15 protein-coding genes and 1 other RNA gene are annotated in these 19,020 nt (G+C 34.2%); 10 read left to right on the forward strand and 6 right to left on the reverse strand.

Annotated elements, in window-relative coordinates:
• The first annotated feature begins 21 nt into the window (after positions 1-21).
• The 6 genes from ICJ84_RS06185 to pheT all read left to right on the forward strand — a co-directional run bounded on the left by ICJ84_RS06185 (position 22) and on the right by pheT (position 9,678).
• Complete coding sequence (locus ICJ84_RS06185) at positions 22-708, forward strand: LOG family protein (protein WP_188215511.1); 687 nt, start codon at positions 22-24, stop codon at positions 706-708.
• A gap of 108 nt (positions 709-816) precedes the next feature.
• On the forward strand, positions 817-3,648 hold the full coding sequence (locus ICJ84_RS06190) for a gluzincin family metallopeptidase (protein WP_241748707.1): 2,832 nt from the start codon (positions 817-819) through the stop codon (positions 3,646-3,648).
• A 167-nt stretch (positions 3,649-3,815) separates the two neighbouring features.
• Positions 3,816-6,227, forward strand: a complete 2,412-nt coding sequence (locus ICJ84_RS06195) for an alpha-ketoacid dehydrogenase subunit alpha/beta (protein WP_188215512.1) — start codon at positions 3,816-3,818, stop codon at positions 6,225-6,227.
• A 34-nt stretch (positions 6,228-6,261) separates the two neighbouring features.
• Positions 6,262-6,645 carry a DoxX family protein gene (locus tag ICJ84_RS06200; RefSeq protein ID WP_188215513.1) on the forward strand — a complete coding sequence of 128 codons (384 nt, stop codon included), beginning with the start codon at positions 6,262-6,264 and terminating at the stop codon, positions 6,643-6,645.
• A 3-nt stretch (positions 6,646-6,648) separates the two neighbouring features.
• Positions 6,649-7,119, forward strand: coding sequence for a hypothetical protein (locus ICJ84_RS06205; RefSeq protein ID WP_188215514.1), 471 nt, complete (start codon positions 6,649-6,651; stop codon positions 7,117-7,119).
• A 129-nt stretch (positions 7,120-7,248) separates the two neighbouring features.
• Positions 7,249-9,678, forward strand: coding sequence for a phenylalanine--tRNA ligase subunit beta (gene pheT / locus ICJ84_RS06210; RefSeq protein ID WP_188215515.1), 2,430 nt, complete (start codon positions 7,249-7,251; stop codon positions 9,676-9,678).
• Between the two features lie 37 nt (positions 9,679-9,715).
• Here the strand turns inward: pheT and ICJ84_RS06215 are convergent, their stop codons facing one another.
• Positions 9,716-10,447, reverse strand: coding sequence for a sulfite exporter TauE/SafE family protein (locus ICJ84_RS06215; RefSeq protein ID WP_188215516.1), 732 nt, complete (start codon positions 10,445-10,447; stop codon positions 9,716-9,718).
• A 115-nt stretch (positions 10,448-10,562) separates the two neighbouring features.
• On the opposite strand from ICJ84_RS06215, the gene ICJ84_RS06220 reads away from it, so the two are divergent.
• Both ICJ84_RS06220 and ICJ84_RS06225 read left to right on the forward strand, forming a co-directional pair.
• Positions 10,563-10,799 carry a putative signal transducing protein gene (locus tag ICJ84_RS06220; protein ID WP_188215517.1) on the forward strand — a complete coding sequence of 79 codons (237 nt, stop codon included), beginning with the start codon at positions 10,563-10,565 and terminating at the stop codon, positions 10,797-10,799.
• A gap of 19 nt (positions 10,800-10,818) precedes the next feature.
• Positions 10,819-11,058, forward strand: a complete 240-nt coding sequence (locus ICJ84_RS06225; protein ID WP_188215518.1) for a putative signal transducing protein — start codon at positions 10,819-10,821, stop codon at positions 11,056-11,058.
• A 66-nt stretch (positions 11,059-11,124) separates the two neighbouring features.
• Here the strand turns inward: ICJ84_RS06225 and ICJ84_RS06230 are convergent, their stop codons facing one another.
• On the reverse strand, positions 11,125-12,750 hold the full coding sequence (locus ICJ84_RS06230; protein ID WP_188215519.1) for an ABC-F family ATP-binding cassette domain-containing protein: 1,626 nt from the start codon (positions 12,748-12,750) through the stop codon (positions 11,125-11,127).
• A gap of 290 nt (positions 12,751-13,040) precedes the next feature.
• On the opposite strand from ICJ84_RS06230, the gene ICJ84_RS06235 reads away from it, so the two are divergent.
• Entirely contained in the window at positions 13,041-14,465 is a 1,425-nt protein-coding gene (locus ICJ84_RS06235) for a TlpA family protein disulfide reductase (protein WP_188215520.1), read from the forward strand.
• A 16-nt stretch (positions 14,466-14,481) separates the two neighbouring features.
• Here ICJ84_RS06235 and ICJ84_RS06240 read toward each other — a convergent pair whose 3' ends face one another.
• Positions 14,482-15,285: an SDR family oxidoreductase gene (locus ICJ84_RS06240; protein ID WP_188215521.1), complete on the reverse strand. Its 804-nt coding sequence runs from the start codon at positions 15,283-15,285 to the stop codon at positions 14,482-14,484.
• Positions 15,286-15,358: 73 nt separating this feature from the next.
• An RNA gene (gene ffs, locus ICJ84_RS06245) (signal recognition particle sRNA small type) lies at positions 15,359-15,457 on the reverse strand.
• 87 nt (positions 15,458-15,544) lie between these two features.
• On the opposite strand from ffs, the gene ICJ84_RS06250 reads away from it, so the two are divergent.
• Positions 15,545-16,579: a glutaminyl-peptide cyclotransferase gene (locus tag ICJ84_RS06250; RefSeq protein WP_188215522.1), complete on the forward strand. Its 1,035-nt coding sequence runs from the start codon at positions 15,545-15,547 to the stop codon at positions 16,577-16,579.
• A gap of 129 nt (positions 16,580-16,708) precedes the next feature.
• Here ICJ84_RS06250 and ICJ84_RS06255 read toward each other — a convergent pair whose 3' ends face one another.
• Positions 16,709-17,851 (reverse strand): MFS transporter, encoded by a 1,143-nt coding sequence (locus ICJ84_RS06255; protein WP_188215523.1) that lies wholly within the window; start codon positions 17,849-17,851, stop codon positions 16,709-16,711.
• A gap of 172 nt (positions 17,852-18,023) precedes the next feature.
• Positions 18,024-19,001 carry a PorP/SprF family type IX secretion system membrane protein gene (locus tag ICJ84_RS06260; protein WP_188215524.1) on the reverse strand — a complete coding sequence of 326 codons (978 nt, stop codon included), beginning with the start codon at positions 18,999-19,001 and terminating at the stop codon, positions 18,024-18,026.
• Positions 19,002-19,020: the final 19 nt, after the last annotated feature.

Consider the following 19,020-nt stretch of genomic DNA (forward strand, 5'->3'; position numbering starts at 1 on the left):
TAAAAAATTTAATGCAATACTATGAGAAAAGAACAACACCCTAAAGGGTGGAATGCTATAAAAACAAACGATTCTTGGGCAATTTTCAAAATCATGGGCGAATTCGTGAATGGTTTTGAAAAAATGAGTAAAATTGGACCTTGTGTCTCTATTTTTGGTTCAGCACGAACAAAATCAGATCAAAAATATTATCTACTAGCCGAAAACATTGCCAGACGCATAGTTGAGGCTGGATATGGAGTTATAACAGGAGGCGGACCAGGTATTATGGAAGCCGGGAACAAAGGCGCCCATATTGGTGGCGGAACTTCGGTTGGACTAAACATCGAATTACCTTTTGAACAACACGACAATCCATATATCGATTCTGATAAAAGTCTGGATTTCGATTATTTTTTCGTTAGAAAGGTGATGTTTGTTAAGTATTCACAAGGCTTTGTAGTGATGCCTGGTGGTTTCGGCACTTTAGATGAATTATTCGAGGCAATGACGCTTATTCAAACCCATAAAATTGAAAAATTCCCGATTATTCTGGTCGGAACTGAATTTTGGGAAGGCCTTATTGCATGGATTAAATCAACACTTTTAAGCTTCGGAAATATCAGTCCGGATGACTTAAACTTAATTCATCTTGTGGATTCTGAAGACGAAGTTATAGACATCTTAGATAGTTTCTATAAAGAATCTGGATTAAGCCCTAACTTTTAAAACGTTTTACAATTATTTTACGTAAATAAAACCACTATAAATAGCTTTAGTAATTAGTATATTGCCATATAGCACATGTGTTATTAACCCTTAATCTCTATTTTTAAATTGAAATTGCGTCGTTTTAGTTTTGTCATTATCCTGTTTACTGGATTTTCATGTTTTAGTCAAAACAAAATTGACATCCATGCGGTTTTCAATATTGAAAACAAACAAATTAGGATTTCTCAAAACATTGAGTATCAAAACACATCACAAGACACACTTCAATCGATTTATTTAAATAACTGGAGTAACGCTTACGCTACAAAAACAACACCTTTAGCAAAGCGAATTGCCGAGGAATACCGTAACGATTTTCATTTAGCAAAAAACGATGAGCGAGGTTTTTCCATTGTAACATCCATAAAAAGTTATGGTCAGGATTTAAGGTATCATGAACTTAAAAACCAAATTGACATTGTAAAAGTTTTACTGGATTCTACATTAAATCCCGGAGATTCGTATAATATCCATTTAGAGTATATCGTACAGCTGCCAAGCGATAAGTTTACCGGATATGGTATTACAAAAACCGGAGACCTTAATTTAAGATACTGGTATATTACACCTGCGATTTATAATGGTGAATGGCAATACTATAGCAATAAAGATTTAAATGATTTGTTTATCCCAAAGTCAGATATCACGCTTGATTTAGAATTTCCTAAAGCTTACACTTTAACTTCAGATTTAGATGTAATTAACGAATCGCAAAATACTGAAAATAAAATAATTACACTCAAAGGAAAAGACAGGATAAACAACAAGCTTTTCCTTAATAAAATCTCCAATTTCAATACTGTTGAAACCAACGATTTTTCCATTGTTTCAAATATTTATGATGAGGATCTAGAAATTATAGACAAAGTACTTATCACTGAAAAAATCATTAAATACATCTCTAAAAAGTTTGGTGATTATCCACATGAAAAATTATTTGCCACCCAAACCGATTATGATGACAACCCTGTTTACGGTTTAAATTTTCTTCCGAGTTTTATAAAAACCTATCCCAGTTCATTTAAATATGAAGTAAAACTTTTAAAAGTAGCACTTCGTAATTATTTGGAAAACACTTTACTTCTTAATCCAAGAAAAGACCAGTGGCTTATTGATGGTATTGAAATTTTCTATTTAATGAATTACGTTTATGAACATTATCCTAACATGAAATTTTTGGGCTCTTTAGCAAATTTCTGGGGTGTTCGTTCGTTTCATGCCGCCGATATGCGCTTTAATGATAAATACAATTTAGCCTTTATGCTGATGGCGCGAACCAACAGAGATCAGCCACTAACTATGGCTAAAGATTCACTTTTAAAATTCAACGCTAACATTGCCAATAAATATAAAGCTGGTATGGGTTTAAGTTATCTTGACGACTTTGTTAATAGCCATACCGTCGAGAATACGATTGAATCCTTTGTAGCAAATAATAAACTGAAACCTATTAAATCATCTGATTTTGAAACCTACCTAAAATCTGAAACCGAGAAGGATGTGGATTGGTTTTTTAAAGACTACTTAACCACCCGAGAAAAACTGGATTTTAAAATTAAAAATGTATCCAAAACCGAGGATTCCATGACGCTCACCATAAAAAACAAGCGCCATAACTCCATGCCGGTGTCATTATACACCTTAAATAATGATAGTATTATTTCAAAAATATGGATTGAAAATATAGCAAACCACAAAACCTTAACACTTCCAAGAAACGATGCTAATAAATTGGTTTTAAACTACAACAGTATCATTCCAGAAATTAACGAGCGGGATAATTGGAAATCATTAAAAGGATTTTTTTTCAACAATAAACCTTTGCAATTCAGACTATTTAAAGACATTGAAGACCCCTACTACAATCAGGTCTTTTTAATGCCTTTATTAGAATTCAACAATATTTACGATGGTTTTACACTTGGCTTTAAAGCATACAACAAAACCTTGTTAAGAAAACGGTTTAGCTATAAACTTTCGCCGCAATACGCTTTTAAATCGAGAGCCTTTACAGGTTCTGGAGTTGTTTCAATGACTCACGATCTTGAAAACAGAAATCTTTACGCCATTAACTACGGATTGTTTGGAAGTTATCGTTCTTATGCTCCAGATTTATTTGTTAGACTAATTACGCCTTCTTTATCTTTTTACTTCAGACAAGATGATGATTTTAGATCTAACAAGAGAGGTTTACTTTCTTTCAGGTATTTAGACATTCACCGAGATAAAGACATTAATAATATCTACACTACTGATGAACCCAATTACAATGTTTTTAATGCGCGATATGTGCATTCTAATGACAATTTAATCGATTTCAATAAGTGGTACACCGATTTCCAAATTGGGAAAACATTCAGTAAAGTGGCTTTTAGCTTTGAATACAGACACCTATTTCATAACAACAGACAATTGAATATTCGGTCCTACTCGGGCGCTTTTTTAAGCAACAAAAACGATATCAATTCTGATTATTTTAGCTTTGCTTTAGATCGCCCAACCGATTACTTATTTGAATTACCCTATTTAGGGCGCTCGGAAAGTTCCGGAATTTTCAGTCAGCAATATATTGAAGCTGAAGGTGGCTTCAAATCTAAATTAGAAACCCCTTTCGCTAATCAATGGATTTCCACTGTAAACATGAGTACTACCTTATGGAACTATATTCTGGTTTACGGCGACATCGGTTTTGTAAAAAACAAATTCAACACAGCTCAATTTGTTTATGATTCTGGCATAAGAATTAATCTGGTTACCGATTATTTTGAAGTCTATTTCCCGATATATTCCAACTTAGGCTGGGAAGTTTCACAACCCCAATACGAAGAAAGAATTCGTATAAAATTCACTTTAGACCCACAATCTTTACTAGGTTTATTTCGAAGACGCTGGTTTTAACTTGTTGCGCAATTATCATTAAATCACCATATTCAATAAAATATTTTCAATCAAAACCCATTAAAACTCATTTTTTTAGAATTTTACCAATTTGTTTAGATTAAATATAATTGCATAACACGTAAAGATTAACTACTTTTGCAGAAAGTTTAAAAGAGGTATCTAACATGCAATCAATTCCAGATTTGAAAAACAACATCTCATTCGAAGATTTTAAAACAGAAGTTTTAAACGATTACAAAATAGCAGTGAGAAGTCGGGAATGTAGCTTACTTGGGCGACGTGAAGTATTAACAGGAAAAGCTAAATTCGGAATTTTTGGAGACGGTAAAGAAGTGCCTCAGTTAGCCATGGCTAAAGCCTTTCAAAAAGGTGATTGGCGTTCAGGTTACTACCGCGACCAAACATTTATGATGGCTATTGGCGAACTTACTTCTGAACAGTTTTTTGCGGGTTTATATGCCAACACCGATCTTGAACAGGAACCTATGTCTGCTGGACGTCAAATGGGAGGTCACTTCGTTACACATAGTTTAAATAACGATGGTAGCTGGAAAAATCTAACCAAACAATACAATTCAAGTGCAGACATCTCACCTACTGCTGGCCAAATGCCACGTTTATTAGGATTGGCTCAGGCTTCAAAAATCTTCAGAAATATTGAGGGTATTAATGCGTCAAACTTCTCTGTAAACGGAAACGAAGTCGCTTGGGGAACCATTGGAAATGCCAGTACCAGTGAAGGTTTGTTTTTCGAAACAATAAACGCTGCGGGTGTTTTACAAGTACCTATGGTGATTAGTGTTTGGGATGATGAATATGGTATTTCTGTTCATGCCAGACATCAAACAACAAAAGAAAATATCTCTGAAATTCTTAAAGGATTTCAACGTGATGAAAACAATAAAGGTTACGAAATTTTACGTGTAAAGGGTTGGGATTATGCGAACCTGATTGAGACTTATCAAGAAGCAAGCGCTATCGCTCGCGAAGAGCATGTTCCTGTATTGATTCACGTTTCAGAATTAACACAACCACAAGGGCACTCTACTTCAGGTTCTCACGAACGATATAAGTCTCCAGAACGTTTAAACTGGGAAACTCAAACCGATTGTAACACCAAAATGCGTCAGTGGATTATTGATAGCGGTATTGCTACTAATGAAGATTTAACTGAAATTGAAAGAGTTATTAAAAGAGAAGTTAAAGAGGCAAAACGCAGAGCCTGGACAACCTTCTTAAAACCAATTTCAGACGAACAACGTGAATTAGTTGCTGTATTAAAGCAATTGGCAGAAACCAGTGTAAATGGTGTTTTTATTAGTAAAATTAAAGATAGCTTAGCTGCTATAGATGAGCCTACCAGAAAAGATATTTTATCGCATGGTAGACGTGCCTTAAGATATACTTTGGGAGAAGATTCTTCTAAAAAAGAACAATTGAGACAGTGGATTGATAAATGTATTGAAGAATCTCAGCCTAAATTCAGTTCACACTTATACTCTGAAACCGAGCAATCTAATATCTTAATCAAAGAAGTTAAACCAACTTATGATGAAAAAGCTCAGCAAGTTGACGGAAGAATTATTCTTCGTGACAACTTCGATGCGATTTTCAACAAATATCCTGAAGCCTTAATTTTTGGAGAAGATACCGGAAATATTGGTGATGTTAATCAGGGTCTTGAAGGGTTACAGGAAAAATATGGTGAGCTACGTATTGCCGATGCAGGTATTAGAGAAGCAACCATTGTTGGCCAAGGTATTGGTATGGCGCTAAGAGGGCTAAAACCTATTGCTGAAATTCAATACTTAGATTACTTAATGTACGCCTTACAAATTATAAGTGACGATTTAGCTACCGTACATTATAGAACTAAAGGAAAACAAAAAGCCCCATTAATTGTTAGAACACGTGGTCACAGACTGGAAGGCATCTGGCACTCAGGTTCGCAAATGGGTGGTATTTTAAATTTAGTTAAAGGGGTGAATGTTTTAGTGCCTAGAAACATGACTAAAGCAGCTGGTTTCTACAACACATTAATGCAAGGCGATGACCCGGCTATCGTTGTAGAATGTCTTAACGGATACCGTTTAAAAGAAAAAATGCCAAACAATCTTGGCTATTTAAAAACACCTATTGGTGTGGTAGAAACGGTTAAAGAAGGTTCTGATATTACTTTAGTTTCTTATGGGTCAACACTTCGTATTGTTGAGCAGGTTGCTACGGAACTTTTAGCGGTTGGTATAGATGCCGAAGTAATTGACGTACAATCGTTAATGCCTTTCGATTTAAACCATGATATTGTTAAAAGTATCAAGAAAACAAATCGTGTGATGATCATTGATGAAGATGTGCCTGGTGGGGCTTCAGCTTATATTTTAAATGAAATTATAAATAAGCAAAACGCTTATCAATACTTAGATAGTCAACCAAAAACATTAACGGCAAAAGAACACAGACCGGCTTACGGAAACGACGGCGATTATTTCTCGAAACCATCTGCTGAAGATATTTTTGAAGCTGTTTACGCGGTAATGCACGAAACAAATCCTGAAGAATTTCCAAAACTTCGTTAAATTAGTGTATATTTAATTTAAATAAATTCTACTTATGAAACGAAATTTTCCAGACATCGGTTTACTAGTTTTAAGAGTTGGTTTCTGTGTAATGATGCTTACTCACGGTATTCCTAAATTTCAATCCTTATTTTTAGGACCTATTAAATTTGCCGATCCTTTTGGCTTAGGCCAAACCATTTCCTTAAGCCTAGCTATTATTGGCGAAGCTGTGGCTCCGTTGTTAGTACTAATTGGCTTTAAAACCAAATGGACTGCCATTCCAACCATTATTACCATGTTAGTTGCAGCATTTATCATTCATGCAAACGACCCAATTGGGGTTAAGGAAAAAGCCCTTTTATTCTTAATCGGGTTTATCGCTATTTTCTTAATGGGACCAGGTAAATTTTCTATTGACGGATTCAAAAAACAATAATCCTTGCAAGCCACTTCTATTGTTAATATCAAGAAGGAATTAAAACATAAATCTCCTGAAGAATTAATTGAACTCTGCCTACGCTTATCAAAATTCAAAAAAGAAAACAAAGAACTTATCACGTACCTGCTTTTTGAGTCTGACGATGAAAGCGGGTATATTGAAAGTATCAAACAACATATAGATTCTCAGTTTGAAGTGATAAACACCAAAAGCTATTTCTTCATTAGAAAAAGTGTGCGCAAAATTTTAACGCAGACTAAAAAGTATATTCGCTACTCACAAAAAAAAGAAACCGAAGTGGAGCTTCTACTCTACTTTCTTCAAACTTTAAAAGGTTTTAAACCCAGCTATAAAAAAAGTGCACAACTTCAAAATCTCTATAACCGTCAATTGGTATTAATAGAAAAAACGGTTTCCGCACTTCACGAAGACCTTCAGTACGACTATAATTTACTGCTTGAAAATCTTTAAATTTTCACTTAAATAACATTGAAATACTCAATCCTTGAATTCCTTTCAAAATAGTGATAAATTCAGGGTTTATGTTTGAATGCTAACGGCAATATTTTATCTTTACAGCCTTAAAATAGAACTTGGTTTATGAAGATTTCTTATAATTGGTTAAAACAATTTATAAAAACAGATTGGACACCAGAACAAACTGGTGATTTACTTACAGATTTAGGTTTAGAAGTTGAAGGTATTGATACTTACCAATCTGTAAAAGGAGGCTTAGAAGGCGTTGTGGTTGGCGAAGTGTTAACTTGTGTACAACATCCTAATGCCGATAAATTAAAAGTTACTACTGTAAATATTGGTGGCGATGCACCTGTACAAATTGTATGTGGTGCGCCAAACGTAGCTGCCGGACAAAAAGTACCAGTTGCGACTATTGGAACGACATTATACACCGAAGAAGGTGAAGCCTGGACTATTAAAAAAGGGAAAATTCGTGGCGAAGAAAGTCATGGGATGATTTGTGCCGAAGACGAACTTGGCTTAGGAAAATCGCATGATGGTATTATGGTTCTTGATAGCGAACTTATTGTTGGAACACCTTGTGCTGAAATCTTTGAAGTTGAAAGCGATTACGTTTTTGAAATCGGATTAACACCTAACCGCGCCGATGCAATGAGTCATTGGGGTACAGCCCGCGATTTAAAAGCAGGATTAGTACAAAAAGAAATCAATTTAGAATTAATAACGCCATCAGTTAGTGCCTTTCATGTGGATAGCAGAACACTAAAAATTGATGTTGAAGTAAAAAATAAAGACTTAGCGCCAAGATACTGCGGCGTAACTATTTCTGGTTTAAAAGTAAAAGAGTCTCCGGCTTGGTTACAACACCGCTTAAGAGCTATTGGATTAGCTCCAATTAACAACATTGTTGATGCTACTAATTATGTCTTACACGAATTAGGACAGCCACTTCATGCTTTCGATGCAGCAAAAATTGCAGGTAATAAAGTAGAAGTAAAAACGCTTCCTACCGGCACAAAATTCAAAACTTTAGATGGTGTTGAACGCGAGTTACATGAAGATGATTTAATGATATGCGATGCTGAAAAACCAATGTGCATCGCTGGTGTTTTCGGTGGTGAATATTCAGGCGTTTCCGAAACAACAACGAGCATTTTCTTAGAAAGTGCCTATTTTAACCCGGTTAGTGTTCGTAAAACAGCAAAACGCCATGCCTTAAACACAGATGCGTCTTTCAGATTTGAGCGTGGTATTGATCCGAATATTACCGAATATGCCTTAAAGCGAGCTGCTTTATTAATTCAGGATATTGCAGGTGGTGAAGTAACATCTGATGTTATGGACTTCTACCCTAACAAAATTGAAGATTTTCAGGTGCGTTTAAGTTTCGATAACGCTAAAAAACTAATCGGTGAAGAAATTCCGAAAGAAACCATAAAACGTATTTTATCTTCTTTAGAGATTAAAGTAAATAACGTTACCGAAGCTGGCTTAGGTTTAACCGTTCCGGCTTACAGAAATGACGTGCAACGTGAAGCCGATATTATTGAAGAAATTTTACGTGTTTACGGATACAACAATATTAAAACTACCGAAAAATTAAACGCCTCTATCTCAAACTCTACGCGTTTTGAAGACCATAAAATTCAAAATATTATTGGAGACCAGTTAGCGGCTTTAGGGTTCTTTGAAACTTTATCAAATTCATTAACAACGCCTAACTATGCTGCGTTAAGCGAACAGTTAAAGGAAGATCATAATATCACCATGCTAAATCCGTTAAGTAACGACTTATCTGTATTAAGACAATCGTTGTTATTCTCAGGATTAGAAGCTATTTCTTTTAACATTAACAGAAGACGCGGTGATTTAAAACTATTTGAATTCGGAAAAACCTACCATGGTTTTAGCGAAGACAAACGTGAAGAGTTTAAGCACTTGGCTTTGTTTGTTACCGGAAATAAGTCGGTTGAAAATTGGAATTCACCAAACACAAAAAGTGATTTCTTCTACTTAAAAGGTTATGTTATAAATATTTTAGAACGTCTAGGGATTTCTAAGTTTAATGAAGGCCCTGTGACTTCAGATGTATTTGCTGAAGGCGTAAGCTTTAGTTTAGGAAAAATGAAGTTGGTTGATTTCGGATTGGTAAAAAAGCCAATCTTAAAACATTTCGATATTGCTCAGGAAGTGCTATTTGCTGACTTTGATTGGGATACTATTTTAACGATTGTTAAACGTAATAAAGTGGTATTCGAACCAATCCCTAAATACCCTGAAGTACGTCGTGATTTTGCTTTGTTATTAGATAATCAGGTAACTTTTGAATCGATTTACAAAATTGCTAAACAAACTGAAAAGCAATTATTAAAGAGCGTGAACCTGTTTGATGTGTATCAAGGTAAAAACTTACCGGAAGGTAAAAAGAGTTATGCCGTAAGTTTTACTCTTCAGGATGAAAACAAAACGCTTAATGACAAACAAATCGATAAAATTATGAGTAAATTACAATCTAATTTTGAAAACCAGTTAGGGGCAGAATTAAGATAATTACAACCTATAACTATCTCAAAGCGCCTTTGATTAACTAATTAAAGGCGCTTTTTATTATGGTCACTATCCCTATAATCAATATTAATCCCAGGGATATCTTTTTAAAGTTTTCCTGAGAGATGGTATTCAGAAGTAACTTTCCTAAATACGTCCCCAGAATACCGATACCTACTAAAAACGGAATGTAAATCAGAATGTCTTCTTTAATATAACCGTTAAAAAAATAGACAATCGTTCTACTTAAATCAACACCAAAATCTATAATTGCCGAAGTTGCGATAAATACATTCTTTTCAAGATTGAACGCCGCCATGGTGAGTCCACGAATAGCTCCCCCAGTACCCACAACGCCCGCTACAAAACCCGAAAGCGTTCCTCCTATAATCGCTTCTTTTTTGTGAGGTTTGATGATTAAATTTTTCTTGATTAAGAACAATAAACTGAGTGACACCAAAAACAATCCTAAAAATAATTCTAAAAAAGTAACGTTTAAAAACTTACTAATCACACCTCCAATAATTACAAACAACACGGCCGGTACACCTATGTACAGAATTAATTTTTTGTCAATTCCTTTTTTAAACAAGGCTATTTTACTCAGGTTACTTACTACGTGAAATACTGCTGTTATTCCTAAAACTGTTTGAAAATCGAAATAAAAATTAGCAATGGGAACAAAGAAAACCGATGACCCAAAACCACCTACAGTTCCTATAACTTCGGCGATTAAAGCTAATAACAAGAATACATATTGGATGTTCTTCACGGGATTAATTTATAACTTAAATATAGTTAATAAAGGAGACTTTTGATCGTTTTGTTTAGATGTAAATTCCTGAAAAAATTGTATATTTAGAAAACAACTATTAAACTCTATAATCATGAAAGACTCAAATTATATAAAAGTATATACAGGTAGTTTAGTTACAACCCAACGTGTTATAGGTGAATTAGATAGAATTGGCATTAGTGCTGTAGTTAAGGAACAATCTGAAACTGGTTTGATAGCAGATGTTTTTGGTGGTTCTGGAGATTTCCAGGAGGTTTTCGTTCATAAAGATGAACTTGACAAAGCAACCAAAGTAATTGAAGATCTAACTTCCGGACTGGAGGCTTAATTATTTAAAACTAAAATTTATGAAAAACTCCGAATACATAAAAATTTATACAGGAGATGCTCTTATGGTCAGGCGTTTTGTTTTAGAACTTGAAGATGCAGGTATTAACGCAGTAGTTAAAGACCAAACAGAATCTGCACGCTTAGCTGGATTTGGAGGTGGCATTTTACCAGGATTTCAGGAGATATTTGTTCATCAGGATGAATTAGAAAAAGCCAATAAAATTATTGATGATATTACCTCAGAATTAGAAGCTTAATCTCAAAATATACCTCATAAAAAAAGCGACTCCAACAGAGTCGCTTTTCTATTTATAAGCTTTAAATTAAGCCGTAACCGAATACATTTTGTTACGTAATTCCTTAATTTTTTTGTCCTGCATATACTCATCGAACGTCGTGTAACGATCGATAACCCCATTAGGTGTTAACTCTACAACTCGGTTTGCAACCGTTTGAGCAAACTCATGGTCATGTGTTGTAAATAACACTGTGCCTTTGAAGTTTGATAACGAGTTATTGAACGCTGTAATACTTTCTAAGTCTAAGTGGTTTGTTGGTTCATCTAACATTAATACGTTAGCTCTCGTCATCATCATTCTACTTAACATGCAGCGTACTTTTTCTCCTCCAGAAAGTACATTCGATTTTTTAAGCGCCTCTTCTCCACTGAAAATCATTTTCCCAAGGAAACCACGAATATGAACTTCTTCGCGCTCTTCTTCGGTTTTAGCCCATTGACGTAACCATTCGACTAAGGTTAAGTCGTTTTCAAAATACTCACTGTTATCTAATGGTAAATACGATTGTGTTGTAGTTACACCCCAGTCAAACTTACCGGCATCAGCCTGTTGTTTATTATTTAAAATCTGATAGAATGCTGTCGTTGCTCTTGAATCTCTTGAGAACACCACTACTTTATCGCCTTTAGCTAGGTTTAAATCGATGTCTTTAAATAACACTTCACCATCAATTGAAGCTGCCAAACCTTGTACATTTAAAATTTGATCTCCCGCTTCTCTATCGCGCTCAAAAATAATGGCTGGGTAACGACGACTGGTTGGTTTAATATCGTCTATATTTAATTTTTCAATCATTTTCTTTCTACTCGTTGCCTGTTTACTTTTTGCAACGTTAGCAGAGAAACGACGAATGAACTCTTCTAATTCCTTTTTCTTTTCTTCAGCTTTCTTATTCTGCTGTGCACGTTGACGGGCTGCCAATTGTGATGACTCGTACCAGAACGTATAATTCCCAGAATAATGATTAATTTTTCCGAAATCGATATCAGATATGTGTGTACAAACGGCATCTAAGAAGTGACGGTCATGCGATACCACAATCACACAGTTTTCATAATTCGCCAAGAAATTTTCTAACCAGGAAATGGTTTCGTAATCCAGGTCGTTGGTTGGCTCATCCATGATTAACACATCTGGATTTCCAAATAACGCCTGAGCCAAAAGCACACGTACTTTTTGCTTACCATCTAAATCTTTCATTAACATGTAATGAAAATCTTCTTTAATGTCTAAATTAGAAAGCATCGCTGCGGCATCACTATCGGCATTCCATCCGTTCATTTCTTCAAACTGCACTTGAAGCTCTCCAATTTTTTCAGCATTTTCATCGGTATAATCGGCGTATAACGCATCGATTTCTGTTTTAATTTTATAAAGGGGTTTGTTACCCATTAAAACAGTTTCTAAAACCGTATGATCGTCATATAAGTTGTGGTTCTGCTCTAAAACCGACATACGTTTTCCCGGCTCTAAATGAACATGACCAGAAGTGGCATCCTGTTTTCCTGAGATAATCTTTAAAAACGTTGATTTACCGGCACCGTTGGCGCCAATAATTCCGTAGCAATTCCCTGTAGTAAATGTGGTGTTTACTTCATCGAATAACACACGTTTTCCGAATTGTACTGATAAATTTGATACTGATAACATAAGGTTTATATTAGTTTAACTCAGATATTTAAAATCTTGATTTTCATTTTCTTTATTGCATGTAAAATATGCCACTGTCACCCTTCATTTAAGGCTTCGTTACAAATTTGTGCAAAAGTAGAAAATTCAAACCGTAAGACGAAACTTAGTTCCCGAATTTTAAACGCCATAAACCAATGTTTTTGTTATATTAGCTGTTTTTTCGAAGTTTCAACTTTAACAACGCCTTAACAGCACTATATCATTACAAGCCATATTTTTGTATAGTAATAAAGTCGACCAAACATTCTATGAGATTACACTATATATGCATACTTTTAGGTTTATCAGTATTTAACTGTGTAGAAGACAAGAAAGCCGAAAATGAGAACTATGCATATTTTGGAGGAGAAATTATTAATCCAGGTAATGACTTTGTTGTACTCTCAAAAGCCAATAAAATTATTGATACGGTTAAGCTAGACAATCGAAACCGATTTCTTTACAAATTTGAAAATGTTGATAACGGAGGCTTATACACCTTTCATCATGGTGGTGAAATTCAAATTGTTTTTTTAGAACCTAAAGACAGTTTACTTTTTAGACTTAACACACTAGACTTTGACGAATCGTTAGTATACACGGGAATAGGTGATAAAAAAAACAACTATTTAGTCAACGAATTTCTTGTAAATGAACTTCAGGAAAAAATTATTTTTCAATTCTGTCAATTAAGTCCCGAACTTTTTACCAAGCGTATAGATTCTTTAAAATTCATAAAGCTTAAAAACCTAAAGTTATTTAAAGACCGTTATGAAACTTCTGATTTGTTTGATAAAATAGCTTTGGCTGATATTAACTTCAATTATTATTTAAGTAAAGAAGTTTATCCTTTCGTTCACTATGGAAGGGACAAAAACGCCATTTTAGAATCGTTACCTGAAAATTTTTACGACTACCGAAAAGATATCGATTATAACGATGCCTTCTTTAAGGACAACCATTATTATGACAAGTTTTTAAAACATAACTTTAATAATATGGCGCTTAAAGAGCATTACCATCATAATGAAAAACAATATTTCAACCGTAGTTCTTTATGCTATACTTTAGATAAACTGGAACTAATTGATAGTTTAGTGAGCAATCAAGTTATAAAAGATGGATTGCTATATGATTACACTATAAACTATTTGGCAAAGAGTACAGATAGTGAAAACAACAATAAACTGCTTAAATCTTTTTTAAACAAAAGCACCGACGAAAAAAACAATGAAGAACTAAAACGTTTTGTATCGATGCTTGATCTTACAAAAATTGGCGCTACATTTCCTTCGGTAAAAGTTGTGGATTTCAAGAACAATGAATTAGATTTAAAAGAATCGATTGATAAACCTACGGTTATTACGTTTTGGTCCCATATATATTACGACCACTTTAAAAAAAGTCATATTAAACTAAAAGAACTTAGAACAAAATATCCTGAAGTTAACTTTGTTTCTATTAATATAGACAACTACGATAGCAATACCATTAGAAAATCACTTGTAGATAAGCGATTCCCTTTACAATATGAATATGTATTGAAAAACCCTAAGATTTCTAAAGAGTTTTTGGCAATACAGCCCATGACAAAAACGTATCTGGTAGATAAACACCAAACTATAGTAAATAGTAATGCTAATATATTTGCTAGTAACTTTGAGGAAGAAGTATTAGGTATGATTAACCGATAAAAAAATCACTATAAACTTAAAGCTTATAGTGATTCATTAATAACTTCTCGTATACTTTATCTGGTAAAACACGCTTTAATACAATAGAGAACTTCTGCATAAACTCCCCTACTTTATAATGTACTTTTGGTGATTTGGTATTAATGACTTTATAAACGGCTTTAGCCATCATTAAAGGATCGCTGCCACTGTCTACATGTGTATTCATTAAATCTAAAGTATTTCCGTAAGGTTCTTTATAAGGCGAATCGTCTAACAACGGCGCGTGATAACGTCCCGCAGCAATATTTGTTGCAAAATCTCCAGGAGCAATATTAGTCATATCAATATTAAAGCCTTTTAATTCCATTCTAAACGCCTCGGTAATTAATTCTAGCGCTCCTTTACTCGCACTATAAACACCACGGTAAGGTAAGCCCATATAACCTGCAATAGATGTAATATTTATAATCAAACCTGATTGTTGCTTACGCATTTGAGGTAAAACCGCTTTAATAACGTTTATTGGACCAAAAAAATTGGTTTCAAAATTCGCTTTAATTTCAACTTCGGGAATTTCTTCAATCGCTCCAGTAATTCCTGCTCCAGCATTATTTATAGCGACATCCAGTTTACCTTCCTTTTCTATAATCGTAGATACCGTTTGCTTAATGGTGTCTGTATTTTTTACATCTAAAGCTAAAATGGGGAATTTACTTTTTGGGTATTTTTCCGGACTTCTGCTGGTTCCGTAAACAATAAATCCTTTATCGGTTAAAAATTCTCCAATAGATTTTCCTATACCCGAAGATCCACCGGTTATTAAAACTACTTTAGACATAAATATGATTTTATTTTTTAAGGAAGTAAAGGTACTATTTTGAATGGCTTTCTAGGAAACAAAAAGGCATAAAAAAAGGCAAGCTACCTACATCACACCGCTACGACCATTTACCTTTGCTGCGTTCCCGCCCTGGAGGATTCAACAGGAGCTGGTTGTGTAGGACTTGCCGCTGCAAATATACAATCTTTTAAAAGTTTCGCAATGATTTTTTACTCTGATTTTAAATAAATATCTTGCTTTAAATTTAACATCTCTCATGAAAACATTCAAGTACTTAGTAATCATATTTTTAAGCGCAACACTGGTAAACTGCGGTTCTAATACAGGATCGAAAAAAAATGGATTTTCTATAAAAACCAATGCCGAAAAAGGTAATATTTCCAATAATGAGACCCTAAAATTGGATCTTGAAAATCTAAAATCGCATACTATTGACTCCGTTTCTTATACATTCGAAGGAAAACCTATTGAGAATATTCTTAACCTTTCGGAATATAAATTAGGAAAACACACCGTTGAAGCTACTGTTTATTTTAATGGCGATAAGCAAACCATTAACACCGTAATAACCATTTTAGCGAGTGAACTTCCAAAAGTATATACCTATAATATTATTAATGAATATCCACACGATATCACCTCGTATACGCAAGGCTTAGAATTTCATGATGGTAAACTTTACGAAAGTACGGGTCAGTACAAAGAATCGAAGCTTCGTTTAGTCGATTATAAAACCGGCGAGGTTCTTAAGAATATCAATGTAGCCGATCAATTTTTTGCTGAAGGTATAACCATTTTAAATGATAAAATCTATCAACTTACCTGGAGAGAAAACACCGGCTTTGTTTACGATGTTAACTCCTTTGAAAAAATCAACAGTTTTAAATACGGAAACAGTAAAGAAGGCTGGGGCCTTTGTAACGATGGTAAAACCATCTATAAAAGCGATGGAAGTGAAAATATCTGGTTATTAAATCCGGAAACTTTAACTGAAGATAGCCATATTGAAGTGTATACTAACAAAGGTAAAATCGTTGGCATTAATGAAATGGAATGGATTAATGGAACTATTTATGCCAACCGTTACCAAAAAGATGGTGTAGCTATAATAAACCCTAAAAATGGAGCTGTAATTGGTGTTATAGACTTCTCTCCGCTTAAAAAGAAAGTCACGCAACACGAAGGTTTAGATGTATTAAACGGTATTGCTTACAATCCGGATACCAAAACCTTATTTGTTACCGGAAAACGTTGGGATAAATTATTCGAAGTTGAAATCATAGAGAAATAATCTAGAATACAAACTACTTCAAATTTTAAGACCTGAACATCCTGAAACTTTTTAACCACTAATTCGCCAATGTTTTTTAACTAGAAAATGTTCGTGTATTAGTGGCTGCTTTTTTTAGCTAATAAACAGTTATTGTTGTTTCATTTGATACATCATCATTCTAAACGCTACCGGAATAAATAAGATTCCAATGATTACAAACAAATAAAACGCGTTTTCCAGATTAAATGCATGTGCAAGATAACCTATTAATGGCGGACCTATAAGCATGCCTAAAATGGCGTACGTCGTTATAATTGAAATGGCCATTCCTGGTGAATATTTTTTCGAAGTTCCCGCTAATGACATGGTTAACGGAAATATGGCAGCTGTACCAAAACCTACAAGAAAAAAACCTGCTAATGCCATCAAAAAGGTTTTAAAAACAATAGCCATAAGTATTCCTATAGCAATTAACGATCCACTTAAAATATAGGTCTTTAAAACACCTATAATGTTTACTAATTTATCAGAAAAAAAACGTGACAATGCCATGGTTGTCATAAAAATTAAATAGCCATAGGTAAAGACTTCTTCATGTAAAACTTCCTTAAAAAAAACACCACTCCAATCGAACATTCCGCCTTCACAAACCGCACCAAAAAAGATGAGAATTCCTAAACTCATAATATAAGGATCGGGCTTGCTAATAATTAATTTATTTCCTGAAGGTGATTTATCATTCTTAACAGTGAATCTAAACGTTAACAGCGCAACTATTAAGCTAAAACTCGCAATACTTAGCATGTGTATTTGAATAGGAACATCAAATTTTACCATAAGCGTGGAAATACCAACACCCAAAACACCACCAGAACTCCAAAGTCCGTGAAAAGCCCCTACTACCCTCTTTTCATATTTCTTTTGAAGTGTGATGGATTGTGTATTAATTGAAATATTTAAAATTCTTAAACAAAAAGCAAAGCCAGAAATAGCACACACTAAAGCAAATGTTGATGTTGCAAAACCTATGGATGCTAAACTGATAGAGAAAAAGAAAAACGCAAAAATTAATGGAATACGACTGTCAAACTTCGATACCAACCAGCCAGAAATAGGCAAACCGATTAACGAACTCACCGGCATGGCAATTAAAATTGTTCCTAATTGCGCATCATTCAAATCGAAAAACGCTTTAATGGTTGGTATACGCGATGCCCAGGTGGCAAAGCAAATACCCGATAAAAAGAAATAGATACTTAAAGCAATGCGCTGTTTGGCTCTTAATTCCATTCTAAATTATAATCTTTTTCAACGTTTAAGTGAAGTTGCCTATTAACATTCACCAATTACTTATTGTATTATAAAAGTAAACCTCAGTTTAAAAACTGAGGTTTACTAAATATTAATATTTTAAGTTACAAAAATACTACAACGTATTGATTTTAAATCATAATAATCGGTTTTAATTATGAACAGGACTCTGCGTACACGGACAGTTACTAATTCCTTGTAAAAATTCTAATCCAATAGTTACCACGTGTGTTCCCGAGTTATAGCCTGAAAGTCCGTTTGTAGTTACCTGATAAGCGTAACCAAAATAGAAGATAGACTTTTTAAATCCTACCATTGGCCCAATATTTAATGGTTTTAAAAACTGATCGTTTAAGAAACGATAAGAGATTCCACCCCAAAAATAATCTTCGTATCTATTGTACTTTCTAAACTTAAAGTTTAAGTCGGTACTGGAACGTTTATCACTACTAAACATTTGATAAAACACCGATGGTTCGAACTCCAGACCGCTCTTTTTAGGACCTCTAATGGTATATCCTGAATAAATCTGATAGTTTAAAAGTAAACGCGGCTCCAGCTTTCTAATATCTCCATTAAAGTTTTTCGGTAATAAGTTATTTGCATTAAAACTTAAAAAGAATCCATGATTTCTGTATAGCGCACCTACATCAAAGTTGTTATTAGAGGTTCTTCTATCGTCTGTAATAAACGGATCGACTACCGGGTTTTCGTAACCCGTATTGAAGTTATTAATGTCTATTCGGAAATTATTAATGTTATACGAAATACCAAATGATAAATACTGCTTTGAATAATAATCTAAAATAATGTGATGTGCGAATGAAAACTTAGCCCCTGTTTGAAGCGTGTTCCCATTTTTATCATTGTAAAACGACACCCCAACTCCCGAACGATCGGCAATTCTGAAATCGGCATACAATGATTGATTATCAGGAGCACCTTTAATCCCTACCCATTGGGTTAATCCGTTAGCACGAATCTTTAAATTATCGCCAATACCTGCATATGTTGGAGACACCACAAAATTATTATCTGCTAGATATTGTGTAAATACCGGCAAGTTTAACTCTTGACTATAACTGGTTGTTACAGTCAAGAATAATATATATCTGATTAGTTTTCGCATCGTCGTAAATTTAATATTA

Origin of the sequence: Aestuariibaculum suncheonense (assembly GCF_014596935.1) — a bacterium.
Classification (GTDB): Bacteria; Bacteroidota; Bacteroidia; order Flavobacteriales; family Flavobacteriaceae; genus Aestuariibaculum; species Aestuariibaculum suncheonense.

Coding starts and splice junctions, on each gene's coding strand:
- ICJ84_RS06250 (WP_188215522.1), top strand. CDS start 15,545: ATGAAAACATTCAAGTACTTAGTAATCATATTTTTAAGCGCAACACTG.
- ICJ84_RS06195 (WP_188215512.1), top strand. CDS start 3,816: ATGCAATCAATTCCAGATTTGAAAAACAACATCTCATTCGAAGATTTT.
- ICJ84_RS06185 (WP_188215511.1), top strand. CDS start 22: ATGAGAAAAGAACAACACCCTAAAGGGTGGAATGCTATAAAAACAAAC.
- pheT (WP_188215515.1), top strand. CDS start 7,249: ATGAAGATTTCTTATAATTGGTTAAAACAATTTATAAAAACAGATTGG.
- ICJ84_RS06225 (WP_188215518.1), top strand. CDS start 10,819: ATGAAAAACTCCGAATACATAAAAATTTATACAGGAGATGCTCTTATG.
- ICJ84_RS06220 (WP_188215517.1), top strand. CDS start 10,563: ATGAAAGACTCAAATTATATAAAAGTATATACAGGTAGTTTAGTTACA.
- ICJ84_RS06255 (WP_188215523.1), bottom strand. CDS start 17,851: ATGGAATTAAGAGCCAAACAGCGCATTGCTTTAAGTATCTATTTCTTT.
- ICJ84_RS06240 (WP_188215521.1), bottom strand. CDS start 15,285: ATGTCTAAAGTAGTTTTAATAACCGGTGGATCTTCGGGTATAGGAAAA.
- ICJ84_RS06235 (WP_188215520.1), top strand. CDS start 13,041: ATGAGATTACACTATATATGCATACTTTTAGGTTTATCAGTATTTAAC.
- ICJ84_RS06260 (WP_188215524.1), bottom strand. CDS start 19,001: ATGCGAAAACTAATCAGATATATATTATTCTTGACTGTAACAACCAGT.
- ICJ84_RS06200 (WP_188215513.1), top strand. CDS start 6,262: ATGAAACGAAATTTTCCAGACATCGGTTTACTAGTTTTAAGAGTTGGT.
- ICJ84_RS06230 (WP_188215519.1), bottom strand. CDS start 12,750: ATGTTATCAGTATCAAATTTATCAGTACAATTCGGAAAACGTGTGTTA.